Origin of the sequence: Nonomuraea sp. NPDC050404 (genome assembly GCF_040655495.1) — a bacterium.
GTDB lineage: Bacteria > Actinomycetota > Actinomycetes > Streptosporangiales > Streptosporangiaceae > Nonomuraea.
In genome coordinates this window covers 43,871-59,158 of sequence record NZ_JBFAKB010000015.1, presented here as the reverse complement: position 1 = coordinate 59,158, position 15,288 = coordinate 43,871, and the positions used below count along the sequence as shown (strand labels likewise).

Genomic DNA, 15,288 nt, shown 5'->3' with positions numbered 1-15,288 from the left:
GCGCATCTCCTGTCGACGCCATCCGGACGACCTCATCATAGCTTAAAGTAATAGTAACGCTACTTTAAGTTCAAAGACCCTGGTGGAACTGCATGCAGCGCACGGAGCTGATCGACTACGTCGACACCGACGACCGCATCGTGCGCCGCGGACCTCGCGGCCAATCGGGCGTGGCCGGCCTTCACTATCGCGTCGCCGCCACCATCGTGCTGGCCGCTCCCCGACACGTACTGGTGTACCGCCGCCCGGCCACGGCCACCGTGTTCGCCGGCCATCACGACGTCCTGATCGGCGGCTCCGTCAGAGCGGGCGAGACCTACCGGCAGGCCGCCCGGCGCGAGCTGGCCGAGGAATTCGGCCTCCACGCCGAACCCGTCGAAAGGCTCCGCCTTACCCGTTCCTCACCCGTTGGCCCCTGCCACCTCGCCGTCCACACGGCCGACCTGGTCCCACCGCTGCTCCCCAACCCCGCAGAGATCGCCCACCACGCCCTGTGGCCGGTCACCGGCTTCCTCGCCGCACCGCCTCACCCCGTCGTTCCCGTCGGCCTCGCGGTCTTGCGACGGCTCCTCGGGTGAACCCGCCGCGAACCGACCGGAGCGCCCCCTTGCACCCCCACCTCCCCGCCCGGCGCGACCGTCTCGCCCACCGCGTACTGGAACGCCTCGGACCCGACGGCCTGATCCACGCGCCCTGCGCCCCCCGCGTCCTGGAAACCGCGCTCCTGCTCACCCTGCTCAACAAGGAAAACCTGACGCCCGACGGCGTCGGCCGGGCACGCCGTTACCTCAAGCGCACCTTGAACACCGACCCGCCCGACGCCCTCCAGTGCGCCTTCGCCCACGCCGCACTCGGTGGCGCCCCGATCGACGTCGACACCACCGTCCACGCCGCCCTTGCCGCCTTCGACCACTTCAGCGGCCCCCGCAAGCTGCTCACCTTCCAGACCCTGCTCACCGAGGTCACCGACGGCCGGCACCCGCACCACCTGCCCGCCGCCGAGTTCGGCACCACTCATGGCCACCAGGCCTGGCTCCAGCTCCAGATGCTCGCCCTCAAGGCCATGGCCACCCCCCACCTGGCCACCCGCGACGACTGGTCGCGCCTGACCGTCGCCCTGCAGCCCGGGCCGCCCTGGCAGGCGAACCATCTCGCCCGCCTTCAGGCACTGCTCGCCCTGCGCAAGAACCCCGCCCACCGCGACGCCGTCCGTCAGACACTGCTGCGCATCGCCGCCGAGCTACGGCCGGACGCCGGGCTGCCCTTCGTCACCGGCCTCGATGTCTTCGCCACCGCTGTGGCCGGCCTCGCCCTCACGCGTGCCCTCCCGGCCGATCCCCGCATCGCCACCATGGCCGAGACTCTGACCATCCGGCAGAACCCTGATGGCGGCTTCGGCTTCACCAGTGGCGTGACCCAGAGCGACGTCGACGACACCTCCTACGCGATCGAGTTCCTGCGCGCCGCGGCCCCACTCCGGCACGCCCCTTCGATCACGGCGGCTTCGATCACGGCGGCTTCGATCACGGCGGCCGAGGAATACCTCCTCGCCCAGCGCAACCCGGACGGCGGCTTCCCCACCTTCTCCCACGGAGCCCCGTCCGAGATCGCGATGACCGCCGGCGCCATCAACGCACTGGCATCCAACCCCGCACGCCGGCCCGACATCGAACGGGCCGTCGCCTTCCTCCTCCAAGCCGGCCACCCCATCGAACGCAGTTGGAGTCGCACCGCCACCAACGCGCTCTACCGCACCACGCTCGCCCTCGCCGGCCTCACCCCCTCCGCACCCGCACCCCTGCGAAGCGCCGCCCACATCGCCCATCGGAGCGCGATCCGCCACCTCATCGACATCCAGGAACCCGACGGCGGCTGGGGCCACGAACCCGGCGACACCAGCGACCCCATCAGCACCTCATACGCGGTCATCGCCCTCACCACCCAACCCGCACCCGTCGTCAGCCCCGCCCTGCACCGCGCCCTCGACCGCCTACTCGCAGCCCAGCAGCCCGATGCCGGCTACACCAGCCGCGCCGACCAGGCCGGCCCCCGGCCCCTGCTGTACGACATCCCGGCCCTCGCCGACATCTTCGCCCTGCTCGCCCTCAGCACAGCCCCCGGACACCGTGACAAACCCTGAGCAACAAGGTCTTCTGCGCTCCAACCAAGATCCCTAGGACGAGCTCATGGTCGAAGCTCAGCCCGGCGTAGATCCGCTCGACCGCCGCTTCGGCGAAGCCGATCGCCGCCATGCAGGCCGGGAAGTCGGCCTCGGCTGGCCAACGAGTCGATGCTGGAGCTGTGTGAGACTTCAGCCACGAAACAGACAAACGCTCAGAGTAATTGAACGGCGACACTGAGTGTGCATAGCATGGCTGTTGATCAATCCCCCCACCTTGGAGACCCGACGTGTCAAAGGATGCCGCGTTTCACCTGACCCGCCTCCGAGCCCGCTTCGCACTCCTCGACACCACCGGAGATGGGCGCCTGCGAGCCGAAGACTTCGACCTGCTGGCGGAACGGGTCCTCAACGCCCTCGGAGTGAACCGGGACTCGACCAAAGCCCGCGCCCTCGTCGACGGCTGCCGCACGTACTGGCAAGGATTCGCCAGCGCTTGCGACGGCGAGCCGGCCAACGGCATCACCTTCGGGGAGTACGTCGCAGCCGCCACCGACGTCGACCACTTCGACACCTACGGCCAACCCTACGCCCGCGCCTTGGCCGCCCTGACCGACCGCGACGATGACGGCTACATCGAACCGGGCGACTTCCTCGCTTGCATGACGGCGATCGGCTTCCCGCTGGCACGGGTCAGGCAACTCTTCGCCACCTTGTCCCCCAAGGGCCTGATCGCCAACGCTGACTGGCAGGCGGCGATCAAGGACTACTATGTCAATGCCTCCGCCGACACCCCTGGCCAACTGCTGATTCGCAGATCTGTGTGAAACCGTCGACTAAGGACCTGCAGAGAAATAACCCCTAGCTTTCAGGGTTCGCGGTCGATGGTCTGATTGAGCGTATCGGCGGAGACCGTGGCGATGCTGGCTGCGAAGCTTGAGGCGATCTTGCCGCATCTGGATGAGCGGCAACGCCGGCTGCTGCTCGGCGCCAAGGCTCGCGTGTTGGGGCGTGGTGGGATCCGGGCGGTGGCCCAGGCCGCGGGCGTGCGAGAGGCGACGGTGTCACGGGGGCGTTGGCGAGTTGGACGCTGGCGCTGAGCCGCTGGGGCGAACACGCCGCCCAGGCAGCGGCCGCAAACGGCTGCTCGAGACCGACCCAGAGTTACGGGCGGCATTGCTGGTGCTGGTCGAGCCGGATGAGCGCGGGGATCCGCGTGCGCGGTGCATTCGTTGAACAGCTGGTGCCCGTCCTCCAGCGCCGCCCCCGTGGCGCCGGAGAACCGGACGACCTGGCGCAGGTTGTCCACCCCGTAGCCGGCATCCAGGGCCCGTTGGTCGTGCGGGTCGCTGGTGACCGTGGAGTAGAAGGCGATCTCCGGCCCGCTCGGATCCAGGCCGGCCAGCGCGCCGCGCAGGCGGTCCAGGATCGGGTCCATGTACGGCGAATGCGAGGCGACGTCGATCTCGACCAGCGCCGCGGCCACCTCCCGGGCGTGCCAGTTTTCCACGAGCGCGGCGATCTGGTCCGGGTCTCCGGAGATCACCGTGGAGGCCTCGGCGGTCATCACCGCGGCCGACACCCGATCCGCGCCCGCGGCGGCAATATCGGCTTCGACGTCGGCGGCGGACAGCAGCACCGAGGCCATCGCGCCGCCGGTGACCTGGCGCAGCAGCGCGGAGCGGCGGCAGATCACGGCGGCGCCGTCGGCGGGCGACAGGGCGCCGGCGACCACGGCGGCCGCCACCTCGCCCATCGAGTGGCCGATGACCGCCGCCGGGTGCACGCCCCAGGATCGCCACAGCGCGGCCAGCGCGACCTGGACCGCGAACAGCGTCGGCTGGATGCGATCCACCTCGCCCAGTTAGCCGGGCGTGGTGAGCGCGGCGCGCAACGAGAACCCGGCCTCCGCAGCGATCAGCGGCCCCAGTTCGTCGATCACGCCGGCGAACACCGGCTCGCCCTCCAGCAGGGTGCGGCACATGCCGGGCCACTGCGAGCCCTGGCCGGTGAAGACGAACACCGTGCCGCCATGCTGCTCGGGCAGCACCGGGATGCCCTCGGCCAGGCCGTCGGCCTGGCCGTCCCGACCGAAAGCCGTGAGCCGGTCGGCGAGTTCGCGGCCAGAGGCGGCCACCACGCCGAGCCGGAACGGCGCGTGCGCAGGACCTGGACACCCCTCGCACAAAACCGGCGCAGGCGCAGTGGGATCGCCCCTACCCGAGCTTCTGCGACGGGTGCGGCGCTCGCCTGGCCACCGAGCCGGTCGGGCGACGCCGCTACTGCGGACCGGCCTGCGTGACGACCGTCTCCCGCGTGCGGAAACCGGACACCCCGTAAGGCTCGCTCCTTCAGGCGCCTGGGACAGACATCCGTCGTTACCGAGTTCCGCGATCGGCGCCACCGGCCAGGCCGGAGGAAAGATCACGGTCCGGTACGTCTGCCCGGACATGTCCCCATAACCCGCCTGCCACGATCGCTTCATCTGACCAGAGACCTGACCACAGGGACCAGTGTCCGGCTGTTCCGGCGCCGACAGCCCCTCCGGGCTCTGACGAGTGTGAGCTGCGCACCGTGACCAACGGCACAAACTCGCCAACAGCAAATTGTAATCAATTGATTACACTAGGTAGTAGGACGTCAACGTGCGGCCTGCAACACGTCAGGAGTTTCAGAGTGAGCCCCCGCTACCACCAAGACCATTACGGCGCGATCACCGTCGGCGTCTACAACTGCCTGCCGCCGGATACCGACGTCGGCTACAAGCCCTTGCCTTCGGTGGTCCTGCGACGACTGCCCGTCGTGCAGACCGCGTCCAATCCTCGCCGGTTCCCTCCACGACTGGTCCGCCCCGCCTGGGACAACCAGGTCACCAGGAGCGAGATCGAGGCCGAGATGCCGCTGCCGGAGGCCTATCGGCGGCTTGCCCGGCACACCGCCGGTCATTGGGGCGGTCGCGACTTCGACCCCGCCGACGTCTCGGTCATCCACACCGACTGGTCCCGCTACCCGGTGGGCACCCGGTGCACCCAGCGTCTGGTGCTGGGCAACGCCTATGGGCGGGCCGGGCCGACCATCGCGCTGGCCGCGTTGTGCGACCTGATGCGGGCCAGCCGCCCGGCCGCGTTCGTCGGCACCCTGGTCTCGGTGGCCCCCTACGTGTGCGGCACCGCCCCGGTCTCCGGCGGCCCGGAGGGAGTGAGCAAGGAGTACACCGACACGGTCACCATCACCGTCGCCTCCACCACCGCCGACGGCCGGGAATTCGGCCTCACCGCCACCGCGGGCATCACCACCCCCGGCGAAAAGCTCGATCGCACCGCCACGATGCAGTGGTCGATCTCCACCTCACAGACCACCGAAGTCGCCAAGGCCCACTCCGAGACGACCCGCCTGCAGGTGCCACCCGACCATTGGGGAAAGATCGACATACGGGCGTGCGCCGGGCTCTACTCGGGCTGGCTCGCCTACGCGACCGGCCACAACGACGACGCGATCGGCCTATATCCGGCGCGCGTGCCGATCCAGGCCTACGGCTTCCCCAATCCGGTCGCCGAGCACACCATGACCGCACCCGCCACGCCGATCTGACCGCCCCTTCCGGCCCTGCCCGCTCCGGCCAGGTGCGGGTGTGGTGGGTCAGGGAAAGGCGACGGCCTTGAAGAGCCGGCGTGCGGCGCGGACGACGGGCTGAGGGCGGGACGGCCGGGTGTTGGCGAGCAGCACCACGCCGGCTGCGGCGCCGGGGCTGAAGCCGATGAAGGCGGTGAATCCGCCGGTGCCGCCGCTGTGCCACAGCAGCGTGTGTCCCTGCACGGCACGCACGTTCCAGCCCAGCCCCATCGCGTCGGGCGCCTGCGGCGGGTGGTCGTGGGGCGGGTGGTCGTGGGGCGGGTGGTCGTGGGGCGGGTGGTGGGTGGCGGCGATCGCGGTGGCCAACCGGGCGGGCGCTGAGCCTGGATCCAGTTGGACGTGCAGGTAGCGCAGCATGTCTGCGGTGGTGGAGTACAGGGCGCCGGCCGCGGCGAAGGCGCCCAGGTGCCAGTGCGGGACCGGGTGCCGGTGACGGTGTCCGCCGGCGGCGCGGCGGGACAGGTCGTCGTCGGTGGGGATGGTGGTGTCGTGCAGCCCCAGGGGGGTCAGGACGCGTTGGGTGAGCAGGTCGGCGTAGGACAGATGGGCGGCGCGGGCCAGCAGGTGGCCGAGCAGCCCCATGCCGAAGGTGGAGTACCGGGTGGCGGGGTCGTGGCAGGGTCGTAGCCGGGCGGTGGCCCGGTGCAGGTCCTGCACGCCGAGCCGGGCGTAGGGGTCGCGCCAGTGCCGCAGCGCGCGCAGGCGCAGGCAGAGCGGGAAGTGAGGCAGGCCAGCGGTGTGCGTGGCCAGGCCCGCCAGAGTGATGGCCGTGCCGCGCGGGGGCGCGGCGTGGGCGGGCAGGTGGACGTGGGCGGGGTCGTCGTAACCGACGATCCCGCCGGCGACCATGTCGGCCAGCAGCAGGGCGGTGAAGGTTTTGGTGATCGAGCCTAGCGCGAACAGCGTGCTGGGCGTCACCTCAGCGGCCGGGGCTGGTGCCGGGCCTGGGCGGGTGCGGCGGGTGGCGGGCCAGGTGTGGTGGCCGGCGGTGATAACGGCCTGCTCGGGGCCGCGGATGGCGGCGCCGGCCGCTGCGGGGGCGTGCTCGTCCTCGACGAGCGCGTGCACGGTCGCGCCGAGCAGGGCGGCGAGGCCGGTGGGAGCGCCGCTCACGAGGTGCTCTCGCCCGGCGTGGCCCGGGTGAGGGCGCGGGAGAGGGTCAGGGTGCCGGCGATGGCGGCGACGATGGTGGGGTGGCGGTGGTTGACCCAGGCGGCCTGAGGATCGGCGGGGGGCGTGGTGACGCCGTTGGGCATCAGGCCGTCGGCCTGCTGGGCCGCGGCGACCTCCGGCCAGACGGCGGGGAAGAACAGGGGGCGCTTCAGGCAGGTGCCGACGATCAGCAGTTCCAGCAGCAGGTCCCAGAAGCGGATCTCGCGGTACACCTCCACCCATACTGGCAACCATTGGTGCAGGTAGCCCTGAAGGGGGCCGGGCAGCCCTTCGGGGCGGTCACCGTAGTCGGTCAGGTGGAAGACGGTGTGGGTGAGACCGTAGGCGTTGGCGAGGTCCAGCATCCACGGTTCGGGCATGCCGCCCAGCCAGGTGCGGCCGGTCAGGGCGGCGAGGTCGTCGCGGAGGGGAAAGCCGATCTTGGCGGCCACGGCAGCCACGGCCAGCCGCCGGTTGGGCACGTGTTCACTCACCCGGGAGGCGCGCAGGCCGTGCAGATGGGTGGTCAGCCGGTCCAGGCCGTCATGGCGATGACCGGTGGCGGCGAAGGAGGCGTACATCTCCATCGGGTGGGTCGCCGCCGGCGTGCCGGCCTGCAGCCGATACAGCACCTCGCCCTCGTCCAGCTCACGCCAGGCGAATTCGAGCAGCCCCTCGGCGGTCCGCGCGCAGTGCGGCCCGGCCACCGCCTCCCGGCGGATGATCTCACCGGCCAGGGCCAGTTCGGCCAGGGACTTCAGCGCACCGTTGTCTAGATCCTGTCCGGGCCTGTCGCGTTCCAGCCGGAAGCAGGTTCGCATGGTGCCCAGCCAGGACACCGCCTTCTCGCCGACCTGTCGGGCCAGTCGCACCGCGACCACGTCCACGTCGCTCGCCTGTCCGCCGCTCGTCACCATGGGCTGCCTGTCTCCTCGTCACACTTGTCAGGGGCCCTTGATCAGGCCGGTGCGCGGGTCATCAGGCGATGGGCGATGCCGCACTGCAGCAGCACGCGTGGATCGCCCGTGCCAACGATCTCCAACTGGCCCAGCGCCGCTTCCACCATGGGCTCGTCGTCGCCCGCGCGGTCGAGGGCGAGCCAGCGCGCCAGACCGGCCGCGCCGAGCAGATCCCGGCGCAGCAGCGCCCGCGCGAGCCCCCGCGCCACATCCCGGCGCCGGGCCGCCACCCGCTCGCGCAGGGCCGCGTCCGCCCACGGGTGCGCCGCGCAGGCCAGCCGCGACAGGTCGGCGGCCAGCGGCAGCCACTGCCCGTCCGGCAGCCACCCGGGCGACCGCGGCGAGGCCAGCCCTTCCCATGCCGTCACGTCCGTTCCCGCCGCCACCAGCACCCGCGCCAGCGCCGCGTCCCTGACGTTCCACAGCGTCGCCCCACGCGAGTGCCCGGCCGGTGCGGGGTAAGCCCGCACCGCGGCCCGCACCACCGCCTCGTCCGCGCCCCCGGCGGGCGCGCCGCGCAAGGCGGACGGGGTGAGCACGTCCGCGCCCAGCACCCGTACGGCTGCCAGGCCGCGGGACCGATCATCCCAAGCATCTACAAACCGGTCCAGGTGATCACCGCCGGCGTGGCCTTCCTGGTCATCCAGCGCGCGGAGCAACTCGCTCGCCAGCGCCTGGACGGCAGGCTCGACCGTGCCGGGGACGGACGAGGCGGTAATCGGCATCGGCCGGCGCCTTCAGACCGCCGCCGCGTGCGCCAGCTTCTGTATCATCCCGTCGAAGGCGTCCTCGACGGGCTCCTCACCGATCGGGTCGGCCGACAGGACGAGGAGCAGGATCAGGATGCCTGCTCGCGGTGAGTGCTCCAGACCGCTGTGGGGCTCCTGCTGACCGATCAGCGCGTGAACCTGATCCTTCTCCTGTGTTGTCGGCGCCTCATAGGCGTACGCCATCGTCTGTGCAGACATCGATTCCCCTTCTGGTGTCGGCCGGCGGAGGTCGGCTCGGCTCCGGCCGCTCGACCGGCGCCTGCGTGAACTGCTCGACCTCGGTCAGCCAGCGGTGAAAGCCGATCGGACGACCGGCGTCAAGCAAGCAGGTGGGATCACCATAGGCATCGTTATCACTTAACGCATATGAATGATTACCCTGAGTGTAGAAGTTTGCTCATGAGTCGGGGCAACATTTTTGTTCTCTCCAAGTGAGGAAATAGTTGCCTTGTGTACGAGGCGTCCAGGAACAGGTAGTCCAGCTCCACCGCGGCAAGGTCGCGCCGGCACCAGGCGTCGTCTCTTCTCCGTCGCTGGCGGCGGCGCGTTGGTAGCGGGCGCGGCCGAGGAAGGCGTCCACCTCGGCCTCGACGGCGGTCTGGATGATCAAGCGGGCGCCGAACCGGGCGACGTCCTCGATCACCTCGACCAGATCACGACCTTCGGTGAACAGGGCGTCGATCTCGGCGGGGATGGCCTGAACGGGCGGTAGTGTGCGTGCCACGAGCGTAGGTCCTTGCGCTGTGCGAACTTTGGTCGGTTCAGCACGGCAACCTACGCTCGCTCACATTTACACCGCATCTCGGACGCGACCGGACCACCGCCGACGCCGTTTGCCTGGCCTGTTGCCCATCACCGTGTCACCAGCGCCGCCAGGAACTGCGGAACTCCGAGCCCAGGCTTGGGAGTTTGAACCAGTGATCGCGATGATTGCCCGCCCAGCCTATACACGCGCTCGGTGACATCTCGGGCAGGGGCAGATACTTGGCGGGGGCGGTCAACAGCGTGCGGGGATGGCGGTGTCAGGCTTTGCGTCCCCAGGCTTGCACCAGCAGGCTTTCGCGCACGATGGTGGTCGGGCGGGCGAGATGCCGGCCAAGTTCGTGCGTCATGCCGGTCAGGGTGCGCGGGTCGATTCCGCAGGCCCTGATCCGCTCTTCGAAGAGGTCGGCGAAGTACAGCAGCAGAGTTTGATAGAGGTCTCCGGGCTGCCAGTAGAAGGCGTGCGCCGCGACCTGGACGTCCTGGCAACCCGCCTCGCGGAGCAGCGTCGGCAGCCGGGCTCCGATGTGCACGTCGCCGCCGAACACGGAGACGAGCAGGGATTTGAGTTCGTCCCAAGCGGGGTGGGGAGGTTCGCAGTGCCAGGCGGCCCAGTCGAACTCCTGCATGGCGATCCACCCTCCGGTACGGGTGGCGGCGGCCATCGAGGCCACGAGTGCCTCCGGGGAAGCGCTGTTGATGAGCAGGAGCCGACAGTGCGTCAGATCGAAGGGCAGCTCGTCATCGCAGGGCAGGGTCCCCAGCGTGGTGGTGACGTTGGCCAGGCCGAGCTCGGCGATGGATTTCGCGGCCCAGTCGATCATTCGCTCGTCGTTGTCCAGGCCAACAACGGTGCCAGATCGGCCGACCTTGTCACTGAGAAGGTCCAGCACGCCCAGAGGGCCACATCCGACGTCGATGGCGCGTGCCGGCTCGGCGAGCGGCAGCCGGTCCAGCAACTGACGCGCGGCGTCGCGAAGGAGACCGCACTGGGCCAGCAAGCGGCGCCGCTCGGCGTCCGACGAGCCGAGCAGATAGGTGGGGTCGGGTGAAGCCGGTGCTGATCGAGGCACTTGTGCCCCCTCTCACTTGCTGTCATGACGGCCTTCTCAATCTACCCTTGATATCACTTAGCGTAGCAGTATATTTACTTATAGTAATTAAGCCTGAGGGAGATGATCCCTATCTGTGCGCGCCTCCGCCGCCCGCCCTTCAGCTACCACCAGGAGACACGACATGCCCGACGACACCACATCGCGGCTGGCCCGACTGCGGACTCGCTTCTCACTCCTTGACATCAACGCCGACGGCCACCTGCGGGCCGAGAACTTCGACCTGCTGGCCGAACGCGTACTGGACGCGCTCATCGTCAAGCGGGACTCGGCCAGAGCCATAGCGCTGCGGAGAGGCTGCCGAATCTACTGGCAGGGACTGGCCGCCATGGCGGGCGGTGGCGACGACGATGTCGTCTCTTTCAAGAAGTACGCGGCAGTCATCCCCAACAATGCCCATTTCGACCGTTACGGCCGAGCGTATGCCAGCGCCCTCACCTCGCTGGCCGACGTGAACGACGACGGCCAGGTCGAACGGGTCGACTTCCTGGCCTGCATGGAGGCCATCGGCTTCGCCATACCGCAGATCGAGCGGACCTACGCCGAACTGAGTCATGACGGCGCCGTCACCACCGAAGATTGGAAGACGGCGATCAGGGACTTCTATCTCAGCGACACGGCGTACACTCCCGGCCAGTTCCTGCTCGAACATCGGTCGGCATGATGCCAAATCAATCAGCACCGGCTCGCCTCGGTCACGCTCCCGTCGGCGAGGAGCATGGCTCCGCCAGGCAGGACACTAGCGGCGGCAGCCACCTGCTGACGCGCCGCAGCCAACCCTATCTGCCTGCTGAAGTGCGGCCGGTGCCGATCAACCACTTCATGAGCGCGCTAACCCGCGTGCTGCTGGCCAGCGACGGTTCGACCACCCTCCTGCTCCAAGCCCTGACCGGCGGATCGATCAAGGCGAACCTGACAAGCCTGACCCACCAGCCTGCGACGCGCCTGCCCGCTGACCTGCGGTCACAGCTGCAGATCGCCGACAAAACCACCGCCATCGTCCGGCGCTCACTCCTGCTTGATCAGCACGGCACACCGGTCTCCCGCAACGAGGTGATCGCCTCCGGCAACAACCCACTCGTGCGGCGCGTTCTCACCAACCCGACCCGACCCATCGGGCTCAACCTCATCGCCCACGCCCTCGATCACAGCCGCCGCTGCCACGTCACAGGACTGACAAGCTGGAACGCCCGACTCGATGCCGCGTCCAAGGCATACCTCGTCCAGGTCGGCGACGCGCCCCTCATGTTCATCTGGGAAACCTACAATCCCGCCGCAATCTCACCGACCATCCTGTGAACCGCGTTGATGTGAGCTGATCAAGACCAACGCCGGATCGCGAAGCTCCGACTTCGAGCCGGTAATCAACAACGCGGCGCCTCGGTCACCGCGGTGATAGTCTGCGGTCGTCCGCCATGTGCTGGATGAACGGAGCGCACGGCCACCCAGCCTGCACGGCTCGGAATGCAAGGACAGCGGCAACGCGACGACAGGCTCTGGCGCAGAAGTATCACTCTCGCTGATACCACGACAGCTTCCATCCGGGTTCCCAGGGCCCCCTTTGGTCATCTCGCCGTCAGCGGCAGCGGAGCTCGCAACTGCTCTTGACTCCAAACGTGTCGATTACTCAAAGTAACTTTAACGGACGGTGAGTGATCGTAACATGGTCAGCAGCCGCCGCCCGCTCCGAGGAGGCATGCCATGTCACAGGACACCACCTTCCACTTGACTCGCCTGCGGGCCCGCTTCTCACTCCTGGATGCCACCGGAGATGGCCGTCTACGGATGGAGGACTTCGAACGATTGGCGGAACGAGTGCTCCATGCCCTCGGGGCGGAGCAGGACTCAGACAAGGCCCATGCTCTCATCGACGGGTGCCGCCTGTACTGGCAGGGACTCACCGACGTGTCTGGTAACGAGCAAGACAGCGCCGTGACCTTCGAAAGGTACGCGGCAGTCGCTCCCGACGCCGACCACTTCGACACCTATGGCCTGCCCTATGCCCGTGCCCTGGCCTCTGTGGCGGACCGCAACGACGACGGATTCATCGAGCCCGCCGACTTCCTTGCCTGCATCACCGCAATCGGCTTCGCCTTGCCACAGGCCAAACAACTTTTCGCCACATTGTCGCGCAAGGGCCGGATCACCACCGGCGACTGGCAGACGGCGATCAAGGACTACTACGTCAACACCTCCGGAGACATCCCCGGACAACTGCTCACGCGCCGATCCTATGACGTCCGACCGCACGGCCCCGACCAATCCCGATGGTGACCCCGGCCCTCTGATCGGGTGTGTCCAGAGCTTGTCACTTCAGGGGCTCTGCCAAGATTCCCGTGGTAACGCTCAGTTCCTAGCAATGGTGAGAAGTATTCGTTTGCGGAGCAGGGCGAGACCAGCTCGCCCGTACATCTGCCGTTTCAATAATTTGATCTTGTTGATCACGCCCTCGGTGGGGCCGTTGCTGTAGGGCAGGGTGAGACCGGCGATGACGGCGTCGTGGTCGATGAGCAGTCCTTCGGCGAAGGAGCGCAGAGGTTGGAGATCGCCGGCGCGGACGTCGTTGACCCAGTCGTCGAGCCGGTGTCCCTGGCGCTGGGTGAGCAGGTCGGCGAAGGTGCGTACGTGCTCGGTGGTCTGCTCCAGCTCCTGGCAGCGGTCGAGTCCTTCCTGCAGCCGGGTGGTGTGGCCGGGGCCGAGATAGGCCGGGTCGGTCATGATCCAGATGGCGGCACGGCGGGGTGAGGGCGGCGGCTGGGCCTCTTCGGCGCGTCCTTGGCCCAGGTAGCGGTACAGCAGGGTGGAGCCGCCCTGGTACCCCTGTGCCGCTCGAATATTGAGTTACGTGGCCTGAGCTGCGGTTATGCGGCGTGGCGGTATTCGTTGATCATGCCGGTGGCGACGGGTTTTCGGCGAACGGATCGCAGGTCGCTGAGATCGGTCACGTCCCGGGCGGGCTGCGTTGCGATGTCTGGGGTCCGACGGGGTGCCGGATCGACACCGGCGGCGTGCAGGCATCTCCCACACGGTGGAGGCCGCGTTCGGGTAGCCCAGGCGCGCCAACTCGCCTTGGATTCTTCTGTGCCCCCAGGTCGGGTTCTCCCGCGCCATCCGCATGACCAGTGCCTTGACCGGCCGGCGGGTGCCGGGCCGTCCCGGGCGCCGCCGGTCGGTGATGGTCCACTTACGCGCTACAAGATTGCGGTGCCAGCGCAAGAGCGTCGCCGGGGTGACTGGGAAGATTTCCGCCCACCGGCGGCGGAGGCCGAACAAGCCCCTCACCAACCGATAGACCAGCGACAACAACACCCCGCGACAGTCGCAGCCGCCGCCCTGATCACGCAGCAAAACCCCAGCTCACAGCACGAAACCGTGTTTTCGAGCGGGACACCTCCCGCCCGAGGAGTTCGAGGCGATCTACAACGCTCAGCACCACCTCAACGAAGCCCTAGCAATCAACCGCTGAGGTCTCCATCAAAGCCGGGGCGGTTCACCCGGCTGCGCGAGACAGCATCGGCAGGCGGCCGCCTCCCGTCGCGAGCGTCGTGCCCGCGAGCGGCCTTCAGGATGGCGGCCAGGAGAACCAAGCCCACACTGATGCCCAAGATATGCTCGGCAATCGCGACCACCGTGTATTCGCCGGTCACGAACCCCCCAGGCCGCAGAATCACCACCGGCAGCTTCCAACCGCTCCACGCGAACATCGAGCCGGACGCCCCGAGGGCCAGCGTCATCGGGACCCACTGCCGGAGTCCGGCGGGGCGACGATGTGTGAGCGTCCACACGCTCCAGGCTCCCACCAGTGCCCACAGCCCCGAACTCCCGCTCAACAACCGATCGTTGAGCTCCAACTGATCGCGATGAGCCGGGTCGAGGCCCAGCGTGCCGCCCAGCGCCCAGGATGACCAGAGCAAGCCCAGTCCGATGGCTACCGCCATCGCCACCGTCACCGGCGCCGATGCATGTGTGCGGCCGTCTCCGACCCGGCCCAGGAAGGGCCGCGGCCATCGCTCCCTCAGGTAGATCGGCAGGGCCACGGCGAGTCCCACGGCCATGCCGGCGAAGCCGATGGCGATGAAGATCTCCTCCCCCCGCGCGGCCGAGCCGGAACCGTCACTCCCGTCGCCCCCGAGGACACTACTGATCACCACGTACGGCAGCATCGGGACCAGAAAGCCCGCGCCCACCCACGAAAAGAAGATCACCGGTACGGCCGCCAGTCGACGGCCCCACGGCTGAGCCAGCGCCAGCCCGAGCGCGATCCCGGTCGCCGCCATCACCACGGTGACGACGTTCAGCATCACCCAGTCGGCAGTCCCGTACCCGTCGGGAGCCGGCCCGAGCAGCCCTGCAACAATCCAGATGATCTTGACGGCCAAATACAACGCCATGCTGAGCGCCGCGCCATAGCCGGCGAGCATGCGCACCCGGCTCCATCGCGCACCCACATTCGGAACGTCCACCGGATCCCGTCCCACTCGCACCCGAACCTCCTCAACCGTCCAATCTCGGTACTGCCGAGCCTTCTGGAGGCGTCGGTCAGGCAGCATCCCCCAACGTGGTGACCCCGCTCCCCCACACGGGGGAGCGGAGCCGTCGTCGCTGCCGTGTGCGGTGCCAAAACGCGGATCCTGCTGCTGATCTGGGCGTTTGCCGGGTGATCAGGCCGCTCTGCGGTACTCGCCGATCAGTCCTGTGACGGTCCTTCGGCGGTGGATCCAGGAGGTCATGTCGATCACTTCGCTGGGGTTGTGCAAGGGCGGGTGGAGGGAACGGCCCTG

Annotated in this window: 15 protein-coding genes and 2 pseudogenes; 8 read left to right on the top strand and 9 right to left on the bottom strand. The window is 68.7% G+C overall.

The features are described from left to right. The first annotated feature begins 92 nt into the window (after nucleotides 1–92). The 4 genes and pseudogenes from AB0I81_RS36025 to AB0I81_RS36010 form a co-directional block, all read left to right on the top strand. A complete protein-coding gene (locus tag AB0I81_RS36025; protein WP_360666220.1) occupies nucleotides 93–578 on the top strand; it encodes an NUDIX domain-containing protein in 486 nt (161 codons plus the stop codon). Between the two features lie 29 nt (nucleotides 579–607). After that, nucleotides 608–2,140, top strand: coding sequence for a prenyltransferase/squalene oxidase repeat-containing protein (locus AB0I81_RS36020; RefSeq protein WP_360666217.1), 1,533 nt, complete (start codon nucleotides 608–610; stop codon nucleotides 2,138–2,140). A gap of 269 nt (nucleotides 2,141–2,409) precedes the next feature. Further along, nucleotides 2,410–2,946, top strand: a complete 537-nt coding sequence (locus tag AB0I81_RS36015; RefSeq protein WP_360666214.1) for a hypothetical protein — start codon at nucleotides 2,410–2,412, stop codon at nucleotides 2,944–2,946. 93 nt (nucleotides 2,947–3,039) lie between these two features. Continuing rightward, nucleotides 3,040–3,334: pseudogene (locus AB0I81_RS36010) on the top strand (ISAzo13 family transposase); the annotation flags it as partial. A 58-nt stretch (nucleotides 3,335–3,392) separates the two neighbouring features. Here AB0I81_RS36010 and AB0I81_RS36005 read toward each other — a convergent pair. Continuing rightward, a pseudogene (locus tag AB0I81_RS36005) lies at nucleotides 3,393–4,103 on the bottom strand (acyltransferase domain-containing protein); the annotation flags it as partial. A 692-nt stretch (nucleotides 4,104–4,795) separates the two neighbouring features. On the opposite strand from AB0I81_RS36005, the gene AB0I81_RS36000 reads away from it, so the two are divergent. Continuing rightward, on the top strand, nucleotides 4,796–5,710 hold the full coding sequence (locus AB0I81_RS36000) for a hypothetical protein (RefSeq protein WP_360666211.1): 915 nt from the start codon (nucleotides 4,796–4,798) through the stop codon (nucleotides 5,708–5,710). A gap of 48 nt (nucleotides 5,711–5,758) precedes the next feature. On the opposite strand, the gene AB0I81_RS35995 is transcribed toward AB0I81_RS36000, so the two are convergent. The 6 genes from AB0I81_RS35995 to AB0I81_RS35970 all read right to left on the bottom strand — a co-directional run bounded on the left by AB0I81_RS35995 (nucleotide 5,759) and on the right by AB0I81_RS35970 (nucleotide 10,468). Beyond that, a complete protein-coding gene (locus tag AB0I81_RS35995) occupies nucleotides 5,759–6,865 on the bottom strand; it encodes a serine hydrolase (RefSeq protein WP_360666208.1) in 1,107 nt (368 codons plus the stop codon). Next, nucleotides 6,862–7,821, bottom strand: a complete 960-nt coding sequence (locus AB0I81_RS35990; RefSeq protein ID WP_360666206.1) for a hypothetical protein — start codon at nucleotides 7,819–7,821, stop codon at nucleotides 6,862–6,864. The genes AB0I81_RS35995 and AB0I81_RS35990 overlap by 4 nt, the downstream gene beginning before the upstream one ends. A gap of 41 nt (nucleotides 7,822–7,862) precedes the next feature. Then, nucleotides 7,863–8,588 carry a hypothetical protein gene (locus AB0I81_RS35985; RefSeq protein ID WP_360666203.1) on the bottom strand — a complete coding sequence of 242 codons (726 nt, stop codon included), beginning with the start codon at nucleotides 8,586–8,588 and terminating at the stop codon, nucleotides 7,863–7,865. 12 nt (nucleotides 8,589–8,600) lie between these two features. Further along, entirely contained in the window at nucleotides 8,601–8,831 is a 231-nt protein-coding gene (locus tag AB0I81_RS35980; protein ID WP_360666200.1) for a hypothetical protein, read from the bottom strand. Nucleotides 8,832–9,030: 199 nt separating this feature from the next. After that, a complete protein-coding gene (locus AB0I81_RS35975) occupies nucleotides 9,031–9,357 on the bottom strand; it encodes a hypothetical protein (RefSeq protein WP_360666197.1) in 327 nt (108 codons plus the stop codon). A 298-nt stretch (nucleotides 9,358–9,655) separates the two neighbouring features. Continuing rightward, nucleotides 9,656–10,468: a methyltransferase domain-containing protein gene (locus AB0I81_RS35970; RefSeq protein ID WP_360666194.1), complete on the bottom strand. Its 813-nt coding sequence runs from the start codon at nucleotides 10,466–10,468 to the stop codon at nucleotides 9,656–9,658. Nucleotides 10,469–10,631: 163 nt separating this feature from the next. Between AB0I81_RS35970 and AB0I81_RS35965 the strand changes: the two genes are divergently transcribed. The 3 genes from AB0I81_RS35965 to AB0I81_RS35955 all read left to right on the top strand — a co-directional run bounded on the left by AB0I81_RS35965 (nucleotide 10,632) and on the right by AB0I81_RS35955 (nucleotide 12,781). Continuing rightward, on the top strand, nucleotides 10,632–11,171 hold the full coding sequence (locus AB0I81_RS35965; protein WP_360666191.1) for a hypothetical protein: 540 nt from the start codon (nucleotides 10,632–10,634) through the stop codon (nucleotides 11,169–11,171). Beyond that, nucleotides 11,168–11,806 carry a chorismate pyruvate-lyase family protein gene (locus tag AB0I81_RS35960; protein WP_360666188.1) on the top strand — a complete coding sequence of 213 codons (639 nt, stop codon included), beginning with the start codon at nucleotides 11,168–11,170 and terminating at the stop codon, nucleotides 11,804–11,806. The genes AB0I81_RS35965 and AB0I81_RS35960 overlap by 4 nt, the downstream gene beginning before the upstream one ends. Nucleotides 11,807–12,208: 402 nt before the next feature. Continuing rightward, nucleotides 12,209–12,781, top strand: coding sequence for a hypothetical protein (locus AB0I81_RS35955; RefSeq protein WP_360666185.1), 573 nt, complete (start codon nucleotides 12,209–12,211; stop codon nucleotides 12,779–12,781). A 72-nt stretch (nucleotides 12,782–12,853) separates the two neighbouring features. Here the strand turns inward: AB0I81_RS35955 and AB0I81_RS35950 are convergent, their stop codons facing one another. Continuing rightward, the gene (locus AB0I81_RS35950; protein WP_360666182.1) at nucleotides 12,854–13,225 is read right to left on the bottom strand and encodes a transposase; all 372 of its coding nucleotides are present in this window, start codon (nucleotides 13,223–13,225) and stop codon (nucleotides 12,854–12,856) included. A 737-nt stretch (nucleotides 13,226–13,962) separates the two neighbouring features. Continuing rightward, nucleotides 13,963–14,934, bottom strand: coding sequence for a hypothetical protein (locus tag AB0I81_RS35945; protein ID WP_360666179.1), 972 nt, complete (start codon nucleotides 14,932–14,934; stop codon nucleotides 13,963–13,965). Nucleotides 14,935–15,288 lie beyond the last annotated feature (354 nt).

Bases quoted from the DNA above. Each gene is read 5' to 3' on its own strand.
- AB0I81_RS36025 (WP_360666220.1), top strand. From the start codon at position 93: ATGCAGCGCACGGAGCTGATCGACTACGTCGACACCGACGACCGCATC.
- AB0I81_RS35990 (WP_360666206.1), bottom strand. From the start codon at position 7,821: ATGGTGACGAGCGGCGGACAGGCGAGCGACGTGGACGTGGTCGCGGTG.
- AB0I81_RS35985 (WP_360666203.1), bottom strand. From the start codon at position 8,588: ATGCCGATTACCGCCTCGTCCGTCCCCGGCACGGTCGAGCCTGCCGTC.
- AB0I81_RS35980 (WP_360666200.1), bottom strand. From the start codon at position 8,831: ATGTCTGCACAGACGATGGCGTACGCCTATGAGGCGCCGACAACACAG.
- AB0I81_RS35965 (WP_360666191.1), top strand. From the start codon at position 10,632: ATGCCCGACGACACCACATCGCGGCTGGCCCGACTGCGGACTCGCTTC.
- AB0I81_RS35960 (WP_360666188.1), top strand. From the start codon at position 11,168: ATGATGCCAAATCAATCAGCACCGGCTCGCCTCGGTCACGCTCCCGTC.
- AB0I81_RS35955 (WP_360666185.1), top strand. From the start codon at position 12,209: ATGTCACAGGACACCACCTTCCACTTGACTCGCCTGCGGGCCCGCTTC.
- AB0I81_RS35950 (WP_360666182.1), bottom strand. From the start codon at position 13,225: ATGACCGACCCGGCCTATCTCGGCCCCGGCCACACCACCCGGCTGCAG.